Raw genomic sequence first — 24,271 nt, forward strand, 5'->3', positions numbered from 1 at the left:
TCTAAAACTAAATACCTAAACCACCTGCCACATTGATGGTTTCACCTGTGATATAGCCCGCATGCGGACCGGCAATAAAACAGACGGTTTCAGACACCTCTTCCAGAGTTGCGATACGGCGAATAGGATGAAGATCAAGCAGCGCATCCGGGGCACCATTCTCACCCAGAACCGCCGCAGCCATGTCGGTTGGCATAACACCAGGTTGAATAACGTTGACGGTAATATTTCGACCACCAAGATCACGAGCAACACCCCGTGCATAACCAACAAGTGCAGTTTTGCTACCGGCGTAGTCAGCAGCACCTGCAAAGGGCACATAGCTGCCTAACAGTGATCCAATAAAAATAATTCGACCGCCGTCTGTTAGTTTGGCGGCTGCGGCACGTGTAACAGCAATAGAACCCAACACATTGACATGCCACTGAGAGTTGAATTTCTCTGCATCCAGAGTGGGGTCATCGGTCAGTTGACCTTGGATAGCAATGCCTGCGTTGTTAATCAAAATGTCCAGTTTGCCGAACTCTGAGATTACGGTATCAATTAACGGTTGAGCTGATGCCAAGTCGCCTTGATCACTCTTTATCGCAATGGCTTTTACGCCGAACTCTTTAAGCTCATTTACAACCGCAGCGGCTTTCGCCTCTGATGCTACGTACGTAATAGCAACGTTTGCACCTTGCTTTGCCAATTGTTTTGCTACAACAGCGCCAAGTCCACGTGAACCACCAGTTACTAGTGCGGTTTTGCCTTGAAATGTCTTGCTCATTTGATTTACCTCTACAGTTCAAATTAAATAACGATCGTTATCATAACGGCCATTATAGTTAGGGGCCCGGTAATGTCCAGAATTATTTAACGACCGTTACTGTAATGGCCGTTAAATAAATTTGCATGGAGGTCTTAACGTTTTTACAATGGTCATTAATGAATTAAGGAGAGTGTTATGGGTCGTCACCGGGAATTTGATGTACAAGAGGTTTTGGATGCCGCGCTGGATGTGTTTTGGCAGAAAGGGTACGAGGGAGCATCATATGCTGATTTAACCAGTGCTACAGGTGTGGAAAGGCCTGGACTGTATTCGGCATTTGGAAATAAGGAGTCGCTTTTTAAACAAGCACTTGAGCGCTACTATGATCACTATTTGGCGTTCTTCCCTGCGGCATTAGAATTGCCTACCTCTAAAGAAGTAGTTAAGGACATTCTGTTTAAATCTATAGAGGTAAATACACGTAATCCTGATCGCAGAGGCTGCCTGGGAATTCAAGGCGCATTAGCTGTTTCTGACAGTTCTGAGCCAGTTCGACTTGCTGTTGTGGAAGCCAGAGCAAAGGGTGAGAGCATTCTTAGGGAGCGCTTAGAACGAGCTAGAGACGATGGGGATTTACCTGCATCAGCAGATTGTTCTGCTTTGGCTTCTTATGTGTGTGCAGTTTTGCACGGAATGGCCGTACAAGCGAAAGCAGGCTTTAGCAAGGAAAAACTCGAAGCAGTAGCGACGCAGGCTATAGATTCTTGGCCTTCAAACTAATACCAATGCTACGATTAGACCTGCTGCTAAAAGTGTATGTTGATCTAAATAAATCATGCCTATCAATCAAATAGTCATTATCAGCTTTAAATATGTGCTAGAGCGTGTTGATCTTTGAACATATTTTGCTCAGAAATGCATCGGCAGCCACATAATCACAAATGCCAACGCTACATTGCTGGCGTAGTTTCTGGCCAGTTTGTCGTACCGTGTAGCGATACCTCTGTATCTCTTTATCCTTAAAAAAGCGTTCTCAACTAAGTGCCGATACTTATAAAGGCACCAATCCATGTGACCATTCCCTGTTTTACTGTTCTCTTTTCTTGGAATATTGGCAATGCTGCCATTTGCCTTAATAAATGCTCTGAAGTTATCACTGTCATAGCCCTTATCGGCCGTAACACTACATGACTTTGGGGCCGCGGATACTAAGCTCTGAGCATGGACAATGTCATTTATCTGACCACCCGATATTTCAAAATAAACGGGAAGCCCACCGCTATCTACAGCGAGATGAATTTTTGTAGAACTCCCACCCCGACTTTTTCCTATCGCTTCATCTGAACTGCTTGCGGCTCCGCTACTGTCTTGATGCGCTTTGACAATACTTCCATCAATAAACAACCATTCTGGATCATTATCGGACGATATGCTTTGAAACCATTTTTGTAACACACCTTTCTTTGACCAAAGGTTAAAGCGCTTAAATACAGAGTTCCAACGACCGAATCTTTCAGGCAAATCTCGCCACTGAATGCCTGTGCGCATACGATAAAGTATGCCTTCCAGTGTATTTCGGTGTTCATATTTATTGTAAACACGCCCTGTCTCTTTAAGTATTTGCTTTAGGGCTTCCTAGGCGTTATCTGTTAGCATTGTCCTTGGCATAGCAACGTCCGTTCTCGGTGGTATTTTTGATTTTTGGCGAAACCATTATACCTTGTTGCTATGCCGTTCATTTTTCACTCAAAGATCAACAGCCTCTAGTAAGGCACGTACTTGAAGCACTTAAAAGATAAAAATAAAGGCTCTCTAATGTGTTTAGGAGCCATCTAACTTATAGTTGTTTCGGGTGAGGCTTATTTGTTTTTGTGCTCCAGTGCTGTAAGTGATGTACCTACGATAAATATAGACACGACAAACAAGCCTAAATCTTTTAGCAAAAACTGGCCAGGAACCACAGAGATCGCAGGAAACCCAAGAGATGCCTCAAAAACACCGGGTGTAGTCAGCATGAACGACAATGTCGTAAAAAAGAGTCCGGTTGAAAGTACACCGCCCAAGATTGCGAGCTTAGGGGAGAAAACTCGTGCAGCGATTAACAGGCCAACTGAAATTTCAAGCACACCCAGAAAATTTGAGAATCCTTGAATGCTGAGGAAGCTATACATCCACGAAAGCAGAGGGCTATTACTAACAAAACCATGTATACCGTTTGCTTCGTAGCTAGTGAATTTCATGCCACCAAACCACAAATATATTATCGTCATGGCAACGTAGATGCCACCTATACCAAACTTAGTGATTTTTGCACCGAGATTATTACTAAGGGTATTGGTAGTCTGGACACCATTTTCAATTTCGGGAATAGTCATCTTATATCTCCAATTATTTTTAGCCATGTGGACTCACTCTATGTAGCCCACTAAAATGATATGACTCTTGAGAAAAACTATATGTTTACTCGAGTCGAACCTAACTTAGGTAATTGCTGTAGTTGAGCACCAATGGATTAGACATCAATGCCTAGTGGTTGAACGGCCGGGAAGTCGACCTCGGTCTGTGTCACTTCGTTAACGTAGTTAGTGAAAGTGTTCAGGGCAACAGCCAACAGAATATCCACTACATGTGCATCACTGTAGCCAGCGTTCAGCACCGCTTGGACCTGGTCATTGCTGACTTGCCCGCGCTGGCGGACTACGGCGGCAGCAAAACGCACGGCTGCGTCGGCCTTAGGGTCATTTGATGCACCGCTGCGGTTGGCAGTGAGTTCAGCATCATCAAGCTTGGCCACCTTACGGCCTAGGAAGGAATGGGCAGCAAGGCAATAATCGCAGCCGTTGATCTCAGCGACGGCTAGGGCAATACGCTCAAGAGTCGCTGTACCCAAGCCGCCCTGTGCTGATGCTGCGCTCAATTGCAGGTAGCCAGTCAGCGCAGCAGGGCTGTTGGCAACGACGCGGAACATGTTAGGAACGCGGCCCAGTTGTTTTTCCACAGCCTTGAGTGAGGTATGGGTAGCAGTAGGCGCGGCGTCGATTGTGGTAGGGGTGTTCAAACGTGACATAAATTTCTCCTAGTGATTTGAAAGACAGCACGCTGTATTGGCGTGGAATAAATTGTATTTAAGAAGGTTCTGCTTGATAATCCGTTGCTATCAGACAGCTCATCTTCACGTCTTGCGCAGTCGCCATTTCAGTGCCACTACACACCTTCGTTGACGTCACGCCGTCCTGATTTCTAAGGAGGTCTTCGAGACTCCAAAAACACCCTCCGGCAACGATCACATTATTTATTTTTCATAAAGCCTCCTTGGTTTTTATCTATTTACTAATGGAACTGAATTTACAGCATGTAAAATAGATATAACATGCTCAATAGTTCGTATAATGTGACTTATTAGACAGTTTACGTAGGGGCTATGTATGGATGCAGACTTTGGATATCAGATTAAAAGAGTTGTGAAATTAAGGGTTCACGAAAAACTGCAAATATAGGGCAAATCAGATTGTCTATACCCATAATTTAGAGCGCCCGAGCATCAGGAACTCACTGAAAGCAGACGTTTCTGAAAATAAACAAGGCACAGCGCTTGAAAATTTCGAGACATCAACGTTTTGCCAAAAGGCTAAAAATGCGTGCACTACTCATTTCGCATTTAAAGAGAGCATCGGTTATTAGGCAATAACGATGTGGCCAAAATTTGTCGACCACTACACTATCTCGTAAACGAGTTTGATAGACGTCAACTAGTACGTATTTTTAGTGTAAGGTCATATTAATGCACGATGCTAAACTCTGCTGTGAGCTAGGTAGGATGTATAAATACCATAAATATTTCAATGTTTTACTTTTTAAAGCTCAAGTGAGTTACTCAGTTCCGACTGTTGGTGGCAGATTTGGAATCTCGCGATTTGTCTTAAATGTCAGCCAAGCAAGTCTCTCGCTAATAAAGTGTTGACTATCCCTGACAAAGTAACAATTTCTTGCCATAATCAGACTTAAGCACTTTACTTAGAGTGTATGTGCGCCGCTTAATGCATCAATGCTGCTAATTCCCTGATTGACATCAATCACTTTGTTTCCTGTTTGATACTCTGAGATAAACAAGATCGAATGATGCAAAAGGGGACTATTTAAATACTGAGGGAACAAATGGCAGTAGATTTGAGCATAGAAACCGCTCTGCTCCTAGAGCGCTGGCAAGGCATTGTAAACTCGATGGCTCAAGTCGCGGAAGTGCCTTGTGTGCTGATTAATCGATTAGATAAAAACGAAATTTGTCAGGCTGTTGGCAGTGTGTCAGTACCAACTTTTTATTGCGGTGAACCTGTTCCATTGGCACTTAACACTTATTGTTCCCAAGTCATTTCCAGTAACCAGCCATTACTAGTTGAAAATGCAATCGGTACCCGATATGAAAACAATAACCCAACATTTGCAGCAGGCTTTAGTTATTACTATGGCCTGCCATTGCTTTGGCCTAGCGGAAAAACTTTCGGTACTTTGTGTATGTTGGACTTTTCAAGCCCAGATCGGGCATCACAACACTGTTCCTTACTCACACTTTTTAAGCAGGCCATTGAATACGATTTACAGATGCTTCAACAACAGCAAGATCTGCTAAAGCGTGAGCAACAAGCAGACAAAAAATTTATACAACTATTCAATGAGATGTCAAATAGGATAAGACCGGTAACTAATAATAAGTTGCTTCAATCTGAGTTGTTTGTACTTTTGACAAGCCAATACCAATACTGGCATCAGGAACTGGATAAGCAGCTTAATCAAACCGTCCTGACTGATGAAAACTCCATTCATATAGCGGCACTGGTTCGAATTTGGTCAAATTTGTTGGCGATTGCCCATGAAACAGAATGGTTGAGAGCTACGGCAGTTCTAGAACCTTATAGTTGTGATGCTGTTGCGTCACTGGTCAATGCAACTCCATTATTAGAACAAGCAGTGTATAAAACAGCGCTGACCCTTGGTGCTGATCTCGTTTTGAGGAGTCATTTGCCTAATCCACTGTTACTAAGTGGGAAACCAGAGTTATGGTCTCTGATAGGACTAGCTATCACGAGCTTTTTAGTTGTTGGCGCCAGCGGTACAAGTATAACTATTTTTGTCAGTAACCGATTAAAAGGTAAGTACAGAGTTTTGGAATGGTCCCTTCTTGTAAAAGGCCAGACGATGCCGCTGCGTTTTACCCGCGATAATCAAGCGCTTTATGGTTTTGCAACAGTATGTGCCGAGTTAGCGGGTGCTGTTCTTGAATCTGGTGAGTGGCAATTAACTGAGAGTCTTCAGCAACAGAGTCGTTATCTCAACTCAAATCGTGATCACGTTGACGACATTGAAAGCAGGAATGCTTCAAGAACTGCTAATGGCATAACCAGGCTTATCTGCTTATCGATACCGGTGATGGGAGACGATTTATAAACACTCAGCGATGATCAGCGAAGTTGTGTTTTAGTTTTCTTGTTGGCACTACATCCGGTATGGCGGCCTTTAATCTGAGAGTGACACTTGGGATAACTGAAAAACTGGCTGTGATTCTGCTGAACGGAGCTTGGTGCTAAGCATGTTGGCGTCATTCAAAGCAAGGTCAACACTGCTATTAACGTTTACGATTATCTGACGGACGTGCTGCTGCGCGTCAACCAACATCCAGTAAGCAAGGTACATGAACTAATGCCGAAGTTACGGAAAGCTCAGTTCGAAAGCGCATTACAGCGTTCAGCTCTATTTAGCAATCCCGATGCTTCGGTAAAATAAGCCACGGAAAATGCTCCGGAGGCCGCATGCACACTAAATAGATGACGTTAGACGAAGAGTTGGATTTAAACGAGCAAATTATAGAGCCTGCGACCGGAAAAGCCAAAAGTTTATAAATACAGCTAAAACTCAAATCAAGCAGGCGAATATTGTACAAAACAATACCATTGCTACAGAGATAACTTCAAGTCTGACAGATCTATGCTAGAGTTAAATCAACGATTTAATTCATTTTTCTATGCAGGATCTTTGAAAAATGCAGTAGAAAAACGGAGAAGTACATGACCTTTAGTTTAGCTCAAACAGCTAGTGCAGAAACCACACTAAAAGCACCTGCTGAAGCAGATCAGAACCTGCGGGATATCACTGAACTGGCGTGTTATATCTGTGATGCACCAGTGGCTATGGTGACGCGAACCGATGACACAAAGCTGAATCTAATTGCAAAAGTTGGTATTTCGCGTACCTCTGTATTAATTAAAGAGTCCTTTTGCGTGTATGCAATGGAAACACCTGATGCGGTAATGGTGGTCCCTGACGCTACTTTAGATCACAGATTCAGTACCAATGCTATGGTGATTTCAGGACCTGGCTACCGATTTTATGCTGGCTCGCCGCTGATTGATCCCGAAGGTGCAGTGATTGGTACTATTTGTGTCTATGATCATGTTCCTAAGCAGCTGAACCAGCGGCAGATAAGCTCTTTGCAGGCTCTGTCCAGACAAGTGATCGCCATACTGGAGCTGAAAAAAGTCGGCGAACAATTACATAATACCAGCATGACGGATGCGCTGACAGGGGTGAACAACAGAAGAGCTTTTGACCTCAAGTTTGAAGCTGAATTTGCTCGCTGGCAAAGAACAGGACAATCTTTTGTACTGGCATTGATTGATATTGATCACTTTAAGAGTTTTAACGACAGCTATGGTCATGCCGCAGGAGATGAGGCACTGAGTCAAGTCGCGGCTCTGTTTCAGCGCCATAGCAGGAACTATGACTTTTTCGCCCGTTATGGTGGTGAAGAGTTTGTGCTGATCCTGCCAGGCACAGACACAGCGTCCGCAAATAAAACACTGGAAAAGTTAAGGCTGGTAGTGGCTAACCATGAGTGGTTATTACGACAATTAACGGTCAGCATAGGTTTGGCCAGCGCTGATTTATTTGACGACAAAAAGCAGTTGCTCGAAGTCGCCGATCAGATGTTATACAAAGCTAAAACCCAAGGCCGCAATCAAACCAGTGTGTTCGCCACACTGTAAGAGATCTGTTCATGCTGCGCTGATCTCAAGACCTCATAAAAACTGAGGTCTTGCTTCGGTCGATAAGCTGGTCTGATATTGGCATTATTTATTCCTTTCAAATACATGGGTAATGCGACTTACACAGATTTTTTATGCTCTCTTGGACTCCATGTGAAGGAGATCGTCACATTCTTTACATATAGAAAATAGAGTTCTTTAGCCAGCTGCAATTTCAGATTAACCGATTCGGTAAGCTTTCTGCATTTCCGGAGACAACTTTTTTAGCCAGCTTGAGAGACTGAAGCCTTTTCTATCGGTACTATTTAATTTAGTAAAATACAGATGTTCATCCCAGCGAGGACCGAAATCTACTTCTGCAAGACTTACAAGCTGTTTGTTTCTGCGAAGACGATGCTTTTGATGGTAATCTTCGGCGGGCCAAAAATAACCATTTTGTTCTCCGGCCTCAATCACCTCGGGAGATTTCTCCTTTCCAATCGCTTGAATCAGTTCTTCAGCTACTTGTTTTTGCTCCAGATCAAAAACAAAAAGTATCTGGCGATACTGGCCCTGCTTTCTACCATGAACAGACCATGATTCAAAACTTCCAAGAAGTTCCCTGTAGCTGATTTGGTCTTTATCGTAGATCACTCTGACGACTTCGGCGTGTCCGTTGATGTTGCGGTAACTCGGATCCAGAGTTGATGCTCCAGCGTAGCCAACACGTGTTTGCACTACTCCCTGCGTCCCTCCAAAATTAGAATCCGGTCCCCAAAAGCAACCCATGCCGAAAACCGTTTGACTAAGCTTCCCGATTTTCAATGCTTCTTCGATTGCTTCAGGGGTTGCAAATTCATAGCTTTCAACACCGTCTTCTTTATTCATTTTTAGATCCGACATATTTTTCACCTAACTTTCAAAAATTGAAGCCACTCCCATTCCTCACGCCGTGCAAACGACGATAAGACCACGTTTTCCAACACCAGCTTGATGAAGTATCTTTGCTAAAACTCCGCAGCATGTTTCTTGGTAACACAACTGCGGAAAATTGCTGTAACCATTGATCTTACTGCTTATTAAGTTATTAATAATTCTAAAAAACTCATTATTTCATTGAAGCTTCCAACCACCTGTCAAGGTCCTTGAACTTGGGGTTTCTCAGCTTCTTTGTCCCAACCACTATTGTCGGGAAATTCAGCTTTCCGTTCGAATAGAGGGAGCACAGTTCATCAGCAGCCGCGTCGTCTTCATGAACATCCAAAAAAACAAACTGGCTCCCTTTTTCTTGCAAGTACGAATGGTAAATCTTGGTTTTATGGCAGTCTTTATGACCGAACAGCTTAATCAACACGAACGGCTCCTTTTTTCAAAAGGTTCACTTTCATAAACCCCCTCGATTTAAAAATTATTCTACAAACTTCAATGACTCCGAGTTAATACAGAATCGGACCCCTGATGGCTCAGGACCGTCTGGAAAAGCGTGCCCCAGATGGGCTTCGCACACATTGCATAGCACTTCGATTCTGCGCCCGAAGGTCGTATCCAGTTCATATTGAATTACGTTGTCTGCGACTGGCTCAGAAAAACTCGGCCATCCCGTTCCCGAATCGAACTTTAGGTTCGAGTCAAAGAGTTCGGTGTCGCAGCCCACACAGGCGTACCTTCCAGCTTCATAAAATGAACAGAGTTCTCCGGTGTGCGCGCGTTCGGTGCCTTTCATCCGCATGACCCGAAATTGCGCTGGCGTCAGAATTTCTTTCCACTCTTCCTCGCTCTTTTCTACTTTTTTGGGAGGCGCGGGAGTGCCGTTATCCAGGTAGTTGTAAATGCTTTTCCAATTGAACATATATTTGCTCCTTTATTTTAGGGTTCACTCTTTAGCTATCAATCCACGAGAAGAAGTCTGTAGCACTACCAATGAATTCTCCATCCACAAAAACTTGCGGTACAGTTTGGAGATTTGTTCTTTCCTTCAACTCCAGGTAAGTCTTCGGATCGTCGTCTACGCGAATTTGTTTGAAATCGACCTTTTCAGCAGTTAGGTAATTCTTCACGCGTGCGCAAAATGGACAATGGTCTTTCGTATAAATAACAACATTCTTAAGTGCTTTCATTTTTTCCTCGTTCATTTGGTTCATGATTTAGTCTCTTTCAAAATGGCAAGAGTATCCGCTGGGATTCCTCTGCAAATAGTTTTGGTGATATGCCTCAGCGTCGTAGAATTCTTTTTCCAGGGTGACGGTCGTGACCACTTCATTCTCGAAGCGACCGATCTCATTGACCTCATCAATCACGTTTTCGATAATCGCTTTCTGTGCATCGTCACGATAGAACGCTGCCGAGCGATACGAAGTGCCAACATCATTTCCTTGGCGATTCTTCGTAGTCGGATCATGGATTTTGAAAAAGTAATGTAGAATCTCTTCGAGAGATATTTCGTCTTGGTCGTATTCCACGCGAACCGCTTCGGCGTGCCCCGTTTTCCCTGTTATAATATCGGCGTAGGTAGGATCATCAAAATCTCCGCCAGAGTAGCCCACCTTCGTTGACGTCACACCGTCCAGACTCCTAAGGAGGTCTTCGAGACCCCAAAAACACCCTCCGGCAACGATCACATAATCTAGTTTCATAAAGCCTCCTTAGTTTTCATCCACTTACTGATTAGACTGACTTTACAGCATGTAAAATAGATATAATATGTTCAATAGTTCGTATAACATGACCTATTGGACAGTTTACGTAGGAGCTATATATGGATGTTCTCAGTGAAATTTTAGATAAGGTAGAGCTTACTAGCAGCTACTGGTATAGAACCTCATTTGCGGGAGACTGGGGTATTAATCTTCCACAGGAAGAGAATCTAGCCAGATTTCATATCGTCACTCATGGCGAGTTTTGGTACGAGGTGCCAAAACTTAAACTTAAGGCCTTGGCGGAGCTGGGGGATATTTTGATCTTATTCAAAGGGATGGAGCACACCATGACCAGTGCGCCAAAGATTAAGGCCGAGCCGGCGGTCAAATTTAGATCCAAGGCCAACCTCACCGAAACTCAAGTTCTTGAGTACGGCGATCAGAGCAAACCAAAAGCAAATGTCGTTTGCGGTCATTTTTGTTTTAACGGCGGACCCGATCATCCATTCTTAAATTCACTGCCAAACATTGTTCATATCAAGAGTGCTGAGAACTCCCACTCACCTTGGCTTGCCATGCTATTAAGTATCATAGAGCAGGAAGCAAAATCAGGGCTTCCTGGAAGCAACACGTTAGTCAGAAAGCTGACCGAAATTATCTTCGTGCAAGCGTTAAGAATCCACATGTACAAATCCAATAAAAATGCTGGATTCTTCAAACTGATCGAAAATCCGCAACTCAGCAAAACCTTGGAAGCTATTCATCATAGTCTCGATAAAAAATGGGGTCTTGACGATCTCGCCGGGATTGCGGGGATGTCGCGTACGAACTACAGCGTCAAATTTAAGGAGCTGTCAGGCATGACACCTCTTGATTATTTAACCTATTGTCGGCTTGAAAAAGCAAAGCAGCTGCTTAAAGAATCCGGTAAGTCTGTTCCCGAAGTGAGTGAAGCCATTGGGTATCCGGCACATGAACACTTTCAAAAGTTGTTTAAGAAAAAAATTGGCAAAACTCCTAGCGCGTACAGAAAAGAAAATTCTGAAAAGGTGTAAAAATGAATATCTATAACTCTCCTGTTACCAAAATAGCTTTCTGGGTCATAGTCATTGGTGGTGCGGCTTGCCTGCTTATCCCTTTGTTTGCACCTCTTCTTCCGCTGCAATATTTGAAAGGGTATGGCGAAATAGGTGATGCTTTGGGAGGTATTTCAAGCCCATTCGTACAAATTTTGGGTTCAGTGGTCCTCTTTCTAGCGCTGAAAGCCCAGATTGACGCTAATGGCTTTCTCCAGCAGCAAATCGAAAAGGAGTACACTAAGGAGCAATTGAGGCATGAGTTGAATCAGCTTCACGAACTTTATATGTTCGTGGAAAGAAACATTAAAAATTTTAGCTATGATCAGGAAAAGACCGTTGATGGCAAGTCGCAAAATATCCTTCTGCATTCTAGGCGAGCGATTAAATGTTTCATTGAGGACCTAGAGGGGTTGAACGTTGATATTCACAAAGATGACGACATTTTAATGTTTGACGGGGTTAAAGAAATCATGAGTATTTTGAACAGCGTTGACCTATATTTCGACAAAATTAAAGACAGCGAAATTGCACCTTATCACAAGAATTTTTATAAAACACTAATGCAGCACGAACTTCTCTTCAGCGTTTTTCCTTACCAAGATCTCGACAATCAAGCGCACCTAAAGCAAGAAACTTGCCCAGAGTGCGGTGAATATCATGCAAACTATCCACCTCTGATTTATGACCGGCTACAGGAAATTAAGAAAAGTTTCTCCTGATGTATTATGGATATTTATTCGGTATCGGTCCTACCAAAAAGCTATTTGTAGTATCTCGAGTACGTGCTGTGGTGTAGTAATTCCAATCTTAGAAAACTCAAAGCTTATTCTGAAACTATCGGAATTGTCGGTTGGGTGAGACTTAGTCGCCCCGTAAAGCCTTATCGGGGCGGCAAAGATAACTTTTTATATCACTGCTATTGATGACGTCCTTTGTTTACTAAAGTTGTAAGCCCTTATTCTTTGTTTTAGACCTTCAACCACTCCGGGCTTGTCACTAGGAGAGTCCCCTTGGCTAACCTTAGCCGTCAGATCGTATTCAGCGATTTCTAGCCGGTCCCCCTGAATCATTTTACGCCAACCGTTCCACAACTTAGGGTCAAGCTCTTCGGTACGCCAACCATCGGTCGGTTCGCTCCGACTCGCTAAAGCCAGATCCCTGATTTGGTTCTGGAGCGTTAGATCGTCAATCATGCCTAAACGACCACTACACCTTCAGAAGATTAAAAACGGACTGTGTGCCAACGATAGTCTATAGTTCTTTTGCTGAAGCAGAGCGGGAAATACTGGATTACATGCTGGCTATTACAGCCAGCTCAGGTCACATCACTATAACGGTGGTTTGGATCCGAATGAATCCGAGCGCAGATATTGGCTTGGCTACAACGAAGTGGCCAAAATTAGTTCACCACTACATACAGCGTACTGTCTTTCAAATCACTAGGAGAAATTTATGTCACGTTTGAACACCCCTACCACAATCGACGCCGCGCCTACTTCTACCCATACCTCACTCAAGGCTGTGGAAAAACAACTGGGCCGCGTTCCTAACATGTTCCGCGTCGTTGCCAACAGCCCTGCTGCGCTGACTGGCTACCTGCAATTGAGCGCAGCATCAGCACAGGGCGGCTTGGGTACAGCGACTCTTGAGCGTATTGCCCTAGCCGTCGCTGAGATCAACGGCTGCGATTATTGCCTTGCTGCCCATTCCTTCCTAGGCCGTAAGGTGGCCAAGCTTGATGATGCTGAACTCACTGCCAACCGCAGCGGTGCATCAAATGACCCTAAGGCCGACGCAGCCGTGCGTTTTGCTGCCGCCGTAGTCCGCCAGCGCGGGCAAGTCAGCAATGACCAGGTCCAAGCGGTGCTGAACGCTGGCTACAGTGATGCACATGTAGTGGATATTCTGTTGGCTGTTGCTCTGAACACTTTCACTAACTACGTTAACGAAGTGACACAGACCGAGGTCGACTTCCCCGCCGTTCAACCACTAGGCATTGATGTCTAATCCATTGGTGCTCAACTACAGCAATTACCTAAGTTAGGTTCGACCCGAGTAAACATATAGTTTTTCTCAAGAGTCATATCATTTTAGTGAGCTACATAGAGTGAGTCCACATGGCTAAAAATAATTGGAGATATAAAATGGTTACCTCCGAAATTGAAAATGGTGTCCAGACTACCAATATCCTTAGTAATAATCTCGGTGCAAAAGTCACTAAGTTTGGTATAGGTGGCATCTACGTTGCCATGACGATAATATATTTGTGGTTTGGTGGTATGAAATTCACTAGCTACGAAGCAAACGGTATACATGGTTTTGTTAGTAATAGCCCTCTGCTTTCATGGATGTATAGTTTCCTCAGCATTCAAGGATTCTCAAATTTTCTGGGTGTGCTTGAAATTTCAGTTGGCCTGTTAATCGCTGCACGAGTTTTCTCCCCTAAGCTCGCAATCTTGGGCGGTGTACTTTCAACCGGACTCTTTTTTACGACATTGTCGTTCATGCTGACTACACCCGGTGTTTTTGAGGCATCTCTTGGGTTTCCTGCGATCTCTGTGGTTCCTGGCCAGTTTTTGCTAAAAGATTTAGGCTTGTTTGTCGTGTCTATATTTATCGTAGGCACATCACTTACAGCACTGGAGCACAAAAACAAATAAGCCGCATCCGAAACAACTATAAGTTAGAGGGCCTTAAATTCTGCGGTATAGGTCTTGCAGTTCTTTTTAGCTGTCATAGGCACCTCGTTATGTGATTTTACTCACTTAGCGCGGTGTACAGAACTACTGGATCAGATCATTTTTTCGGGTTAACGGCCTAAGTGAAATAAATTCTGTAAACAGAAGGCCCCCTGTGTCAGGATAGTTGTCGCCTCTAACTTTTAATAGAGGCAATAAAATGAGTCGTCGATTTACACAAGAATTTAAAGTTCAAGCTGTTGAAAAAGCATTATCTCAATGTGATGATGTTCGCCTAGAAGATATTGCGTTTGATTTAGGCATCGGTTATTCAACCTTGCAACGATGGATTACGCTTGCTAAAAAACATGAACTTGAAACTAAAAATAATGGTAGTCACATGACAACAGAAAAACGCCCTCATGACTGGAGCTTAGAAGAAAGGCTTAATGCCATTATTGAATGTGCGAGTTTAGGTGAAGCAGCTCTTAATGAATATTGCCGTGCTAAGGGGCTTTACCCGCATCATATTAAACAGTGGAAGCAAGATTTTGCTAAAGGGCCTTCAACGAAGCCCGTAAAATCAGACAGTAAACAGCTCAAACAAGAAATTAAGCAACTTCAAAAAGAGCTTAATCGTAAAGACAAAGCGTTAGCAGAAACAGCTGCCTTACTTGTACTCAAAAAAAAAGCAGATGCGCTTTGGGGTTTCAACGAGGACGATTAACCAGCTCAACTGAACGTCATGAACTGATAAAGCTCATTACCGACGCGCAGAAATCAGGGGCAAGGCAAGCAAAAGCATGTGAGTTACTTGGTCTAACGGCAAGAACAATTCAACGCTGGATTGAAGCTGATGATATGACAGATAAGCGAACGAGTACGATAAAGCGACCACCTAACAGGCTAACTGAATTAGAGCAACAGCGTATTATTAAGACAGTAAATTCAATAGAATATGGACATTTACCACCCAGCAAGATAGTCCCTAAACTATTAGATAAAGGTGTGTGGATAGCATCAGAAAGCTCGTTTTATCGTGTTATGAAATCACATAAATTATTAACACACAGAGAAAAAGTTAAACCAAATAAAAAGATAAAAAAGCCAAAAGCGCTCAAGGCAACACGTGTAAACGAAATTTATACATGGGATATCACATATTTGCCAACAGCGGTTAAAGGTCAGTTTTTATACTTATATTTAGTGATGGATATTTATAGTCGAAAAATAGTTGGTTGGCAGGTTCATGACACACAGCTAAGCACACTGGCGGCTGATTTAATGGTAGATATTTGCAGGCGAGAGCAGGTAAAGCCAGATCAAGTCACGTTGCACTCGGATAATGGCAGTCCAATGAAAGGGGCAACGTTATTGGCAACATTGCAGGAGTTAGGTATTGTGCCTTCATTTAGCCGACCGTCAGTGAGTAATGATAATCCTTATTCTGAATCGCTATTTAAGACGTTAAAGTATCGCCCAGAATACCCTGAAAAAGCCTTTGAAAGCATCGGTAGTGCAAGGAAGTGGGTTAACGGATTTGTTGATTGGTACAACGATGAGCACTTGCACAGCGGTATTAAATTTGTCACGCCAAACCAGCGTCATTTAGGATTAGATAAAGCGATACTAGCGAACCGTCACCGAGTAAATGAAATAGCGAAATTGCAAAATCCAATTCGTTGGTCAGGAAAATCTAGAGATTGGACAATGATCAATGAAGTAAATTTAAATCCAGAGAAAAAAGAAGCAATGCGGGCGGCATAAAATTTAATTTGATGCGACAACTAACTTGAAAAACTCCGGAAGGTCTCTTATAATCTGAAAGGCACATGGCTCTACTCTATAAGAGGACATTTATGAATACCTATCAAAAATCTATGAATGCGATTTCTGCTCTGACTAAGGAGCAGTATCGGGTGACGCAAGAAAATGGTACAGAGCGTCCAGGGACTGGTGAATTGCTAAAGAACACCAAGCCCGGCATTTACGTGGATATCGTGTCAGGTGAGCCTTTATTTGCGTCTTCTGCCAAGTATGAATCAGGGTGTGGTTGGCCGAGCTTTACCAAAGCGATAGACTCTGTCAACGTAATTGAAATCACTGATAGGTCGCACGGCATGACCCGCACAGAAGTGCGCTCAACTCATGGCGACAGTCACTTAGGCCATGTATTTTCAGACGGTCCCAAAGACCAGGGTGGCCTACGTTATTGTATTAACTCAGCGTCATTACGTTTTATTCCTAGGGAAGAAATGGCAAGTAAAGGTTACGCAGAGTATTTAGACCAAGTAGAGGACATTTAATTATGGCAATTGAACGCGCAGTATTAGCCGGTGGCTGCTTTTGGGGCATGCAGGATCTTATCCGCAAACGTCCCGGTATCACTTCAACCCGAGTAGGTTATACCGGTGGTGAAGTGGCTAATGCTACCTACCGCAATCATGGTAACCATGCTGAAGGCATTGAAATAATGTTCGATAATGAAATCACCAGCTATCGACAAATTTTAGAGTTTTTCTTTCAGATTCATGACCCTAGTACAGTAAATAGACAAGGTAATGACAAGGGCACATCTTATCGCTCAGCCATTTATTATACCTCTGAGGCACAGCATGCTGAGGCAGTAAAAACCATTGCTGACGTGGATGCTTCGGGATTATGGCCTGGAAAAGTAGTGACTGAAGTCGAACCTGCAAGTGATTTTTGGGAAGCGGAGGCTATGCATCAGGACTATTTGGAACTCCGACCAAATGGCTATACCTGCCACTTCCCCAGACCAGACTGGAAGTTGCCCTCATCTCAATGAGTTTGCAGCAGCCCACACAGACTTGCAATTTGCATACGACAACCACCCTTAATACAATCGGCTTAGGCGGTGGTTGTCACTGGTGCACCGAAGGCGTATTTTCATCACTTATTGGCATTGCTACTGTCAATCAAGGTTGGATCGCCTCAATTGGTGACAACGCTCAGTTCAGCGAAGCCATTGAAGTGGTTTTTGATCCGACTGTTATTTCTTTATCAACCTTGATCGAAATCCATTTACATACTCACGCGAGCACATCAAACCACTCAATGCGTGGTAAATATCGTTCAGCGATATACGCTTATGATGAGGTTCAGTATAACCAGGCTGTAAACATATTAGATGCCTGTAGAGCTGATTTTGAGCAGCCAGTCATTACTCAGGTTTATTTTTTTAAGGATTTTAAAGCGAATAAAACTGAGCTTATCGACTACTTTTATACAGCACCCAACAGACCATTTTGTCAAAGGTACATTCATCCAAAACTCACCTTCTTATTAGCACGTTTCAGCCACTATGTTGATACACATAAATTGACAGAGTCAGGTGTAGAGTTAACATCGATATAGGCTGTGCTACTCTGCAAGTTCGAGCGTCATGATTACCAACTCTAGTAGTGGCATCGATCACACGAAAACTAAAACGATGTCACCGCAAACGAATGGGATCTGCGAGCAGTTTGATAAGGCGATCCTGAACGAGTTTTATCAGGTGGCTTTTCGCAACAAGTTAATCAAACGCTGGAGACGCGGCAAAATGATCAGGATGAGTGGCTGTCTTACAACAATGAACGAACTCATCAGGGCAAAATGTGCAACGGCAGAACGTCAGTTGAAACTGATCTGATCCAGTAGTTCTGTACACCGCGCTAAGTGAGTAAAATCACATAACGATACAACAACGTTACCCTACATAATCCCAAACTAATTTATCGTTGGAAACGCGAGTTATCCGTGAAGATGATAGAGCTTCTACGCGAGATCCTTTCCAACTGAGTCTGTTCGATGCTCTGTTATACCAATATCTTTGGAAACGCCCTTCGATGGTAGCTTGTTGCTTCTATCAACATTCATACACTTTTGTGAAAAAAATTTCCTGTGTATTTATCGGTATAGCATAAAGTCCATAATCAAATTAAAACGCTACCTAGTACAAAATTGCCTATTATTTAACCTTGACACTACCAATATGCACTGATCTGATATATATTGATTTAATGTATATTTTGCAGGCGATTTTTATGAAAAGTGCACTACTGCGGATCATCACCAACCAGAGCGCGTTTCCTTCATTGACGGAAATATCCTTGACGGGTCATAGCAACATCTCAGGGACAAACGGAGCAGGAAAAACCTCATCTCTTGTTCTGGTTCCTGTTTTTTATGGGATTGACCCTCAGTATATGGTCAGAGAAAAGCCTAAAACCTTTCTGGATTTCTATCTTTCTAAAGCACGTAGTTTTGTCATTTTTGAATATCAACGACAAGATCAGATCTCCTGTGTCGTGCTTTACAGACATAACAACACGTTGCATTACAGGTTTGTCAAAGGGGACGCCGATTCCACTTTATTTACAGAACAGAGCAAAATGAAGCTGAATAATGCGGAAAATATTGATTGCTGGCTCTCGGAAGACATCGCTCAGATAACAGAAGTGTCCCGGCAGATCAAAACCATCAAGGATTACTGCGCAATTATCCAGCACAACTTGTCGCACCTATCCCCGATTAAAGCTCGACAGTCAGGACTCAAGGATATTGCTGATAAATTCTCTCTGTGCCGTCCAGGGAAATCAATGAGGCACATTGAACGCTTAACGTCCGTCATGCACAAAAAAACAAAATTGATGGAAGGGTTAAAAGACATGGTTGCAGATTGCTTTATCCCCCTGTGTCAGGATAGTTGTCGCCTCAGTTTTTCATAAAAATAAAACAGGGAGCGGTAAGTTTGTTATGAATGAAGCATTATCCAGAAGAGCATAAGCAAGCCGTCATTAGAAAGCTCCTTGAAAGTGGCTTATCATTAGGCCAATTCGCAAAGCTAGAAAGTATCAACTTATCTACTTTGTATTCATGGCGAGATAAGTATTTAAAAGTAGGTTCTAGTTTGGCAGAGAGTAATAATTTAGATGGTTGGTCACCAGAGCAAAAGTTCTCAATTGTTTTAGAAACGTCAGCATTAAGCGAAATTGAGTTAAGTGAGTATTGCCGTGAAAAAGGGCTTTACCCTGAACAAGTTAAAGAATGGAAGCAAAGCTGTATTGCAGGCAATCAAACACAAGCCCAGCAGCGTAAGCAATTAGCCCAAGAGCGAAAAGCCGACCGTAAGCGAATTAAAGAGCTAGAAAAAGAGTTAAAACGTAAGGATGCAGCCCTAGCAGAAACTGCGGCATTATTGGTGTTAAGAAAAAAGTTAAATGCCTACTGGGGGGAAGACGAGGACAGTTAACCTCACTCTCAGATAGGCTGCATTACACATCCTTGATTGATAATGCCGTTACCTCAGGCGCAAGAAAGGAGAAAGCCTGTGAAGAAATTGGTTTGTCTATACGGACGTTACAGCGTTGGCAGGAGCAAGGTGAAATCATCGGTGATAAAAGGCCTATAGCGGATAGACCCCAGCCCCAAAATAAGCTAACAGAGGAAGAACAGCAAGCCATATTAGCTATCAGCAATCAAGAAGAATACGCTAATTTAGGGCCAAGCCAGATAGTACCAATGCTGGCAGATAATGGGCAATATATCGCATCTGAATCAAGCTTTTATCGTGTGCTGAAGGCCAACAACCAACTCACTCATAGAGGAAAAGAAAAACCTAAAGGTAGCCGAGCTAAGCCTAAGGGGTACACAGCGACAGGACCAAACCAAGTGTGGACCTGGGATATCAGCTACTGTCCTTCAACAGTGATTGGACGGTTTTTCTACCTTTACATGATAATCGACATTTTCAGCCGTAAAATTGTGGGTTGGGAAGTTCATGATAGTGAATCAGGTGACTATGCTGCAAAGTTACTTGAGCGAACTCTCTGGGCTGAGAAATGCGTTAAACAAAACGTGGTATTGCACTCAGATAACGGCAGTCCGATGAAATGCTTAACGATGCAGTCCAAGATGCTTGAAATGGGAGTAATAGGCTCTCGTAGTCGTCCAGGTGTCAGCAATGATAATCCGTACTCGGAATCACTGTTTCGCACGGTCAAATACAGCCACCGCTGGCCAAGTGAAGGCTTTAAAAGCCTTGAAGATGCAAGAACTTGGGTGAAAGACTTCGCGAATTGGTACAACAATGAGCACAGACATAGTCGTATCAAATTCGTGACACCGGCACAACGTCATCATGGTGAAGATAAAGCGATATTGGCAAAACGCCGTGAGTTATACAAAAAATCGCAAAAAATTACCCCTAACCGCTGGTCAAATGGCACCAGAAACTGGGATGAAATCGGTGAGGTGGAGTTAAACCCAGAGAACAAAAAAGAAGCAGCTTAACAGCTTAGGCGACAACTACCTTGAAAAACGCCGTTATTGACAGTCAGCTAGATGTCGGGAAAGCGCCATATAACGACAATGATACGTTGACGATTGATGCTCTCAGTGCGCTTGAGCGAATGATGTCGCATCAGAGTGAGTTCGAGTCTGCTATTCAGGCCTATGGCGACATCAAATCTGTATGGTCATTACTATTGAGTCATACCAAGCAGTTGGATGAGCACAAATTAGTGCTCAGTAGTGAACAAGAAAGGGCAAGGAGTTTATTAACCGAGTTGCGTGACCAGATCAGAATCACGCAGAAAACGTTCGATGCCAAAATTAGTGAAACGCAAGGTAAAGTGAATGATCTGAATGACTCCTTCAAGCATTTGGAAAGGGTTATTGAACACCTTTATGCAAAACGAGACGAGTATGACGAACTCGATTTGGTTCAAAAGATAGCGGCATATAACGAGCTGCACAACCTTGAGGTGATAGCTCAAGACGCCGTCAAGCATCATGTGATGTTGTTGGACTCCGTCAAGGAGGAATCCAACGCCTATCAAGCACAATCCGCAAAAGTTTCGGCGCAAGCATCCCAACGTCGAGAGACGTTGTCTGTCAAAATAGATGCAGTCAAATCTGAAAAAGCGGCCCATCAAAAACAAGTCAATGATGGTGTCATGAGGATTGAACGGGAAACCACTGACGCTATTAAGCAATATGAGTCAAAGCGAAGCGAAAAACGCGATGTCCATGTATCTGCCATCAATCAAGCCGTCAGAGCGGAAGAGAAGGCACGGTATATCACGCAAGAAGAAAATCTTGCCTTATTGAAACTGCAAGAACACCGTAACGCGATCGACGAAGAGATTAACGAGCTTAAGATCAAGCATAAGCAAACTCAGAACGCGTTTGATGACATCCTCACTAAACGGCAAAGTTATGAATTACACAGATTGGGGCTTGGTAAAAAACTCGACTCTTGTGAGACCCAAATAGAAGATGTACGCAATTTACTTAGCCCGAACAAAAACAGTTTGCGTGCTTACCTGGCTGACAATATTCCAGACTGGCGCAAGACTTTCGGTAAATTGCTTAGTGCAGAAGCATTAAACAATTCGAAGCTCAATCCTGTTGTCGTTGACACAGACGCAACACGGACAGTCTTCGGGATTACTCTTGAGATAGAGAATTTAGATCTGCCAGAGTACGCACAGCCGAACGAACTGCTTGATCAAAGACTCATGTTGCTTCTTCGCGATAAAGACGTGTTGCTTGAAGAGATTAAATCATGCGAAAGCGAGATTTCTTTGGCAACTTCACAAAGTCACAAGTTCAAGTCAGAGCTTGGGACTTGTGAAAGTCGGCAGGATGCTTTATGGGAAATGAGCCGACAGCTTAAATTAGAACGCGATAAACTTGAGTCTGAGTTTAAAACAGAGCAAGAGAACCGCCTTGATGCTGCATCCAAAGCTTTAAAAGAGGCTGAACGTGCCTTGAGTGCTTTTGATTCAGAAACGGCGTCAACAGCGTCTGACATGCGTTTAATGGGTAATGAGCAGCGACTCCAATATTCCTCAAGAGAGGCAATAACTTCCGCAGAGTTTGAAGTAACCATCCAGCATTTGTTGACTCAAATTGATGAAAACAAGCGTCAGGAAAGCAACCGGTGCGATTTCGCAGGAGGAATGGGTTCAGGTCGTTCAGCTCGCCCCAAAAGTTGCTGCACACCCCGAGCCACCGCTTACTGAAAAAATGCGCACCCTTGCTTACCTCGGCGCTGATGCGACCAAGTTCAGAAACTTTGACGCGCAGACTCACGAGGCGGCGCTGGCCATGAAGCTGGCTGCTGCGAGCAGCGACGGCAAGGCGGTGATCCAATCATTCGCCCACGTGCAGGAAAGCTGCTTGGGCTGCCACCAAGCTTTCCGTAAACCTTTCGTGGAGCATTCATCTAATTAAAGCGCCTAAAGAGTGTATTGATTACGTGATTCTGCACGAGCTTTGTCATATCGCTGAGCACAACCACAGTGAGAAATTCTGGCGCTTATTAACAAGCGTGATGCCTAATTGGAAAGCAGTAAAAGCCCGTTTAGATGGAATGGCGGAGCTGTATTTGAATGAGTAAGGATTGTTGAATGACATGCCCAACTTGTGAAAAGCATATTGGCTGGGATTGGCTCGAAGATGAGTGCATCGAGCCAAACGAAGCCTTTGACTGCCCACACTGTGATGAAACCTTGCGCTATGAAGTGGATGAAGGTACTTACCTTGGTGCTCAGCATGTAACGATTGAAGTTGTGGATGATTAGGTAAATTATTTATATCCGAGTGCCTATTCATTTAAGGTGAATAAGTATTTTCATTGTTCCATGAAGGTTTCGATGCATCGAATCTTTACTCTAACCAATAAATGTCCAAAAGTGAGTTTGAAAATGATCAAACTTAGTTATCAGAAACTGATATTCGTCCTCAGATAAATTATCAAACAATAGCGGTATTACCGTTCATGACAACCATAATTTTTATCAAACTTTATTATGGTCGTACACGAGTCGCCAAGTGTGTTATCTGGCCGCAGAGTGTTCGCTGTAGAGCTTCACCGCCAAGGCTACGATGTTGCCCACATACATCACATGCTAGGTAATCGCACACTCGAAACCACGCAAAAGCTGCTAACAACTGACCCCGTATCTATGGGGGCTATAGCTGCAAATGCCTTTTAATGATGGTACTAAAAAATAGTATCAAATTCGATTGAAAAGATACTAAAAAGTGGTACTATGAATTTAACGGATTATGAGGCTTTATGAACAAAAAACATTTAAGAACGTTAGCGGCTATTTTTGCTAGACCTGTCAGCGGTTCTATCAAGTGGTCTGATATTGAAGCGCTGTTTATTGCTCTAGGGGCAGACATAGAGGAACGTGAGGGTTCTCGAATTGGTGTGGTGCTGTTTGGTGAAGTTCAGGTATATCACCGCCCACATCCTCATAAAGAAACTGACAAAGGCGCAGTGGTAAGCGTCAAAAAATGGTTAGAAAGAAACGGGGTAAAAGCATGAAAAATCTAATGATGATCAACGGGGTAAAAGCCTTTATTAATTTTGATCCAGACGCTGAAACATTCCGTGGAGAGTTCGTTGGGTTAAACGGCGGCGCGGATTTCTACGGTGAAAGCATCAATCAATTGGAAGCCGAGGGCGCGAAGTCATTAAGCGTTTTTTTAGAGATGTGTCAGGAGCGTGGCATTGAGCCTTATAAAAACTTCTCTGGCAAATTCAACGTTCGGATCTCGCCAGAGGTTCACGCTCGACTGAATGAAATAGCGCTATCGCAAAGCATTAGTTTGAATGCTGCGGTAGAAAATGCAGTCAATGACTACATTGCACATTCAGCGTAGGACGGAAACTAGAATGTCAGAAGAACTTCCATTTGACGAAGGTCGAGCAGCTAATGTCACATCCTTACAGCAAATTCAATAAAAATACTGGGGTTGAACTGTTAAGTTAGTTTACTTAGGTTGAGCATGGAAATATTGAATTACCTCGTACCAGGAGAGAAATTGCTAGTTGAGAAGATGCTTTCCTAGTGTTTTTCAAGTAGGTGCGAGCACACCACTAATATTTTTGAGACGTTACAACAAAAGCAATAACCTCTTCTTAATTTTCCAAGCTAAACGAACACATTACCTTCATCATAGGGTAATCCCCCCTAAAAAAAGCTGATTTCAAAAGTAGAATTTTCTCGTACTATATACGCAGGGAGATTCTGCATGAAAACATCAAAATTTAGCGACAGCCAAATCTTGGCTATCCTCAAGCAAGCCG

29 protein-coding genes and 2 pseudogenes are annotated in these 24,271 nt (G+C 43.3%); 21 read left to right on the plus strand and 10 right to left on the minus strand.

Translation table 11 applies throughout. The annotated features are described in order from the left end of the window. Nucleotides 1–7: 7 nt before the first annotated feature. On the minus strand, nt 8–769 hold the full coding sequence (locus AC19MX_RS19195) for an SDR family NAD(P)-dependent oxidoreductase (protein ID WP_210763754.1): 762 nt from the start codon (nt 767–769) through the stop codon (nt 8–10). 177 nt (nt 770–946) lie between these two features. On the opposite strand from AC19MX_RS19195, the gene AC19MX_RS19200 reads away from it, so the two are divergent. Beyond that, nucleotides 947–1,531, plus strand: coding sequence for a TetR/AcrR family transcriptional regulator (locus AC19MX_RS19200; protein ID WP_117096826.1), 585 nt, complete (start codon nt 947–949; stop codon nt 1,529–1,531). A gap of 129 nt (nt 1,532–1,660) precedes the next feature. Here the strand turns inward: AC19MX_RS19200 and AC19MX_RS19205 are convergent, their stop codons facing one another. From AC19MX_RS19205 to AC19MX_RS19220, 4 genes are all read right to left on the minus strand, one after another. Further along, entirely contained in the window at nt 1,661–2,371 is a 711-nt protein-coding gene (locus AC19MX_RS19205; RefSeq protein WP_228288498.1) for an IS5 family transposase, read from the minus strand. 239 nt (nt 2,372–2,610) lie between these two features. After that, entirely contained in the window at nt 2,611–3,153 is a 543-nt protein-coding gene (locus AC19MX_RS19210; RefSeq protein WP_001107536.1) for a YkgB family protein, read from the minus strand. 110 nt (nt 3,154–3,263) lie between these two features. Next, entirely contained in the window at nt 3,264–3,818 is a 555-nt protein-coding gene (locus AC19MX_RS19215) for a carboxymuconolactone decarboxylase family protein (RefSeq protein ID WP_000088799.1), read from the minus strand. 58 nt (nt 3,819–3,876) lie between these two features. Beyond that, nucleotides 3,877–4,038: a peptide-methionine (S)-S-oxide reductase gene (locus tag AC19MX_RS19220; RefSeq protein WP_223290059.1), complete on the minus strand. Its 162-nt coding sequence runs from the start codon at nt 4,036–4,038 to the stop codon at nt 3,877–3,879. An 868-nt stretch (nt 4,039–4,906) separates the two neighbouring features. Between AC19MX_RS19220 and AC19MX_RS19225 the strand changes: the two genes are divergently transcribed. Both AC19MX_RS19225 and AC19MX_RS19230 read left to right on the plus strand, forming a co-directional pair. Beyond that, nucleotides 4,907–6,193 (plus strand): GAF domain-containing protein, encoded by a 1,287-nt coding sequence (locus tag AC19MX_RS19225; protein WP_000257537.1) that lies wholly within the window; start codon nt 4,907–4,909, stop codon nt 6,191–6,193. Nucleotides 6,194–6,810: 617 nt separating this feature from the next. Continuing rightward, nucleotides 6,811–7,788, plus strand: a complete 978-nt coding sequence (locus tag AC19MX_RS19230; RefSeq protein WP_002119794.1) for a sensor domain-containing diguanylate cyclase — start codon at nt 6,811–6,813, stop codon at nt 7,786–7,788. 219 nt (nt 7,789–8,007) lie between these two features. Here the strand turns inward: AC19MX_RS19230 and AC19MX_RS19235 are convergent, their stop codons facing one another. The 5 genes from AC19MX_RS19235 to msrA (AC19MX_RS19255) form a co-directional block, all read right to left on the minus strand. Beyond that, nucleotides 8,008–8,655 (minus strand): peptide-methionine (S)-S-oxide reductase MsrA, encoded by a 648-nt coding sequence (locus tag AC19MX_RS19235; protein WP_223846397.1) that lies wholly within the window; start codon nt 8,653–8,655, stop codon nt 8,008–8,010. Nucleotides 8,656–8,875: 220 nt separating this feature from the next. After that, nucleotides 8,876–9,121, minus strand: a complete 246-nt coding sequence (locus tag AC19MX_RS19240) for a glutaredoxin family protein (RefSeq protein ID WP_011711656.1) — start codon at nt 9,119–9,121, stop codon at nt 8,876–8,878. A 54-nt stretch (nt 9,122–9,175) separates the two neighbouring features. Next, entirely contained in the window at nt 9,176–9,616 is a 441-nt protein-coding gene (gene msrB, locus AC19MX_RS19245) for a peptide-methionine (R)-S-oxide reductase MsrB (protein ID WP_005403705.1), read from the minus strand. A gap of 31 nt (nt 9,617–9,647) precedes the next feature. Next, nucleotides 9,648–9,908 (minus strand): glutaredoxin, encoded by a 261-nt coding sequence (locus AC19MX_RS19250; protein ID WP_005403706.1) that lies wholly within the window; start codon nt 9,906–9,908, stop codon nt 9,648–9,650. 3 nt (nt 9,909–9,911) lie between these two features. Beyond that, nucleotides 9,912–10,400 (minus strand): peptide-methionine (S)-S-oxide reductase MsrA, encoded by a 489-nt coding sequence (msrA, locus tag AC19MX_RS19255; protein ID WP_069785042.1) that lies wholly within the window; start codon nt 10,398–10,400, stop codon nt 9,912–9,914. 122 nt (nt 10,401–10,522) lie between these two features. On the opposite strand from msrA (AC19MX_RS19255), the gene AC19MX_RS19260 reads away from it, so the two are divergent. From AC19MX_RS19260 to AC19MX_RS19345, 18 genes and pseudogenes are all read left to right on the plus strand, one after another. Beyond that, nucleotides 10,523–11,458, plus strand: coding sequence for an AraC family transcriptional regulator (locus tag AC19MX_RS19260; RefSeq protein WP_432339164.1), 936 nt, complete (start codon nt 10,523–10,525; stop codon nt 11,456–11,458). A 2-nt stretch (nt 11,459–11,460) separates the two neighbouring features. Further along, a complete protein-coding gene (locus AC19MX_RS19265) occupies nt 11,461–12,201 on the plus strand; it encodes a hypothetical protein (RefSeq protein ID WP_432339163.1) in 741 nt (246 codons plus the stop codon). 494 nt (nt 12,202–12,695) lie between these two features. After that, a pseudogene (locus AC19MX_RS19270) lies at nt 12,696–12,925 on the plus strand (IS3 family transposase); the annotation flags it as partial. 9 nt (nt 12,926–12,934) lie between these two features. After that, the gene (locus tag AC19MX_RS19275; protein ID WP_210763726.1) at nt 12,935–13,489 is read left to right on the plus strand and encodes a carboxymuconolactone decarboxylase family protein; all 555 of its coding nucleotides are present in this window, start codon (nt 12,935–12,937) and stop codon (nt 13,487–13,489) included. 110 nt (nt 13,490–13,599) lie between these two features. Continuing rightward, complete coding sequence (locus AC19MX_RS19280) at nt 13,600–14,142, plus strand: YkgB family protein (protein ID WP_251702306.1); 543 nt, start codon at nt 13,600–13,602, stop codon at nt 14,140–14,142. A 238-nt stretch (nt 14,143–14,380) separates the two neighbouring features. After that, nucleotides 14,381–15,927 (plus strand): IS3 family transposase gene (locus AC19MX_RS19285; RefSeq protein ID WP_243530850.1). Its coding sequence is split into 2 segments (ribosomal slippage): nt 14,381–14,840 and nt 14,840–15,927, totalling 1,548 coding nucleotides; the frame shifts between segments, so codons are not numbered across the junction. Nucleotides 15,928–16,019: 92 nt separating this feature from the next. Further along, nucleotides 16,020–16,466: a peptide-methionine (R)-S-oxide reductase MsrB gene (msrB, locus tag AC19MX_RS19290; RefSeq protein ID WP_011711653.1), complete on the plus strand. Its 447-nt coding sequence runs from the start codon at nt 16,020–16,022 to the stop codon at nt 16,464–16,466. 2 nt (nt 16,467–16,468) lie between these two features. After that, a complete protein-coding gene (msrA, locus tag AC19MX_RS19295; RefSeq protein WP_011711652.1) occupies nt 16,469–16,969 on the plus strand; it encodes a peptide-methionine (S)-S-oxide reductase MsrA in 501 nt (166 codons plus the stop codon). 29 nt (nt 16,970–16,998) lie between these two features. Next, entirely contained in the window at nt 16,999–17,538 is a 540-nt protein-coding gene (locus AC19MX_RS19300; RefSeq protein ID WP_041413416.1) for a peptide-methionine (S)-S-oxide reductase, read from the plus strand. Nucleotides 17,539–17,553: 15 nt separating this feature from the next. Beyond that, nucleotides 17,554–17,823 (plus strand): annotated as a pseudogene (locus AC19MX_RS19305) (IS481 family transposase); the annotation flags it as partial. A 386-nt stretch (nt 17,824–18,209) separates the two neighbouring features. Next, a complete protein-coding gene (locus AC19MX_RS19310; protein WP_498299536.1) occupies nt 18,210–18,893 on the plus strand; it encodes an ATP-binding protein in 684 nt (227 codons plus the stop codon). Between the two features lie 32 nt (nt 18,894–18,925). Further along, a protein-coding gene (locus AC19MX_RS19315) for an IS3 family transposase (protein WP_498299537.1) occupies nt 18,926–20,457 on the plus strand; the annotation gives its coding sequence in 2 pieces (ribosomal slippage) (nt 18,926–19,388 and nt 19,388–20,457; 1,533 coding nt in all). Between the two features lie 20 nt (nt 20,458–20,477). Continuing rightward, nucleotides 20,478–22,193: an ATP-binding protein gene (locus AC19MX_RS19320; RefSeq protein WP_498299538.1), complete on the plus strand. Its 1,716-nt coding sequence runs from the start codon at nt 20,478–20,480 to the stop codon at nt 22,191–22,193. Between the two features lie 4 nt (nt 22,194–22,197). Continuing rightward, entirely contained in the window at nt 22,198–22,404 is a 207-nt protein-coding gene (locus tag AC19MX_RS19325) for a cytochrome c (RefSeq protein WP_432364102.1), read from the plus strand. After that, nucleotides 22,400–22,570: a M48 metallopeptidase family protein gene (locus AC19MX_RS19330; protein ID WP_231893563.1), complete on the plus strand. Its 171-nt coding sequence runs from the start codon at nt 22,400–22,402 to the stop codon at nt 22,568–22,570. Before AC19MX_RS19325 ends, AC19MX_RS19330 begins: the two co-directional genes overlap by 5 nt. Nucleotides 22,571–22,580: 10 nt before the next feature. Then, entirely contained in the window at nt 22,581–22,754 is a 174-nt protein-coding gene (locus AC19MX_RS19335) for a hypothetical protein (RefSeq protein WP_004394002.1), read from the plus strand. Nucleotides 22,755–23,251: 497 nt separating this feature from the next. Next, nucleotides 23,252–23,506, plus strand: a complete 255-nt coding sequence (locus tag AC19MX_RS19340; RefSeq protein ID WP_188741155.1) for a type II toxin-antitoxin system HicA family toxin — start codon at nt 23,252–23,254, stop codon at nt 23,504–23,506. Continuing rightward, nucleotides 23,503–23,844, plus strand: coding sequence for a type II toxin-antitoxin system HicB family antitoxin (locus AC19MX_RS19345; protein WP_188741154.1), 342 nt, complete (start codon nt 23,503–23,505; stop codon nt 23,842–23,844). Before AC19MX_RS19340 ends, AC19MX_RS19345 begins: the two co-directional genes overlap by 4 nt. The last annotated feature ends 427 nt before the right edge of the window (nt 23,845–24,271 follow it).

The sequence above is a fragment of the Shewanella sp. MF05956 genome (assembly GCF_059758055.1).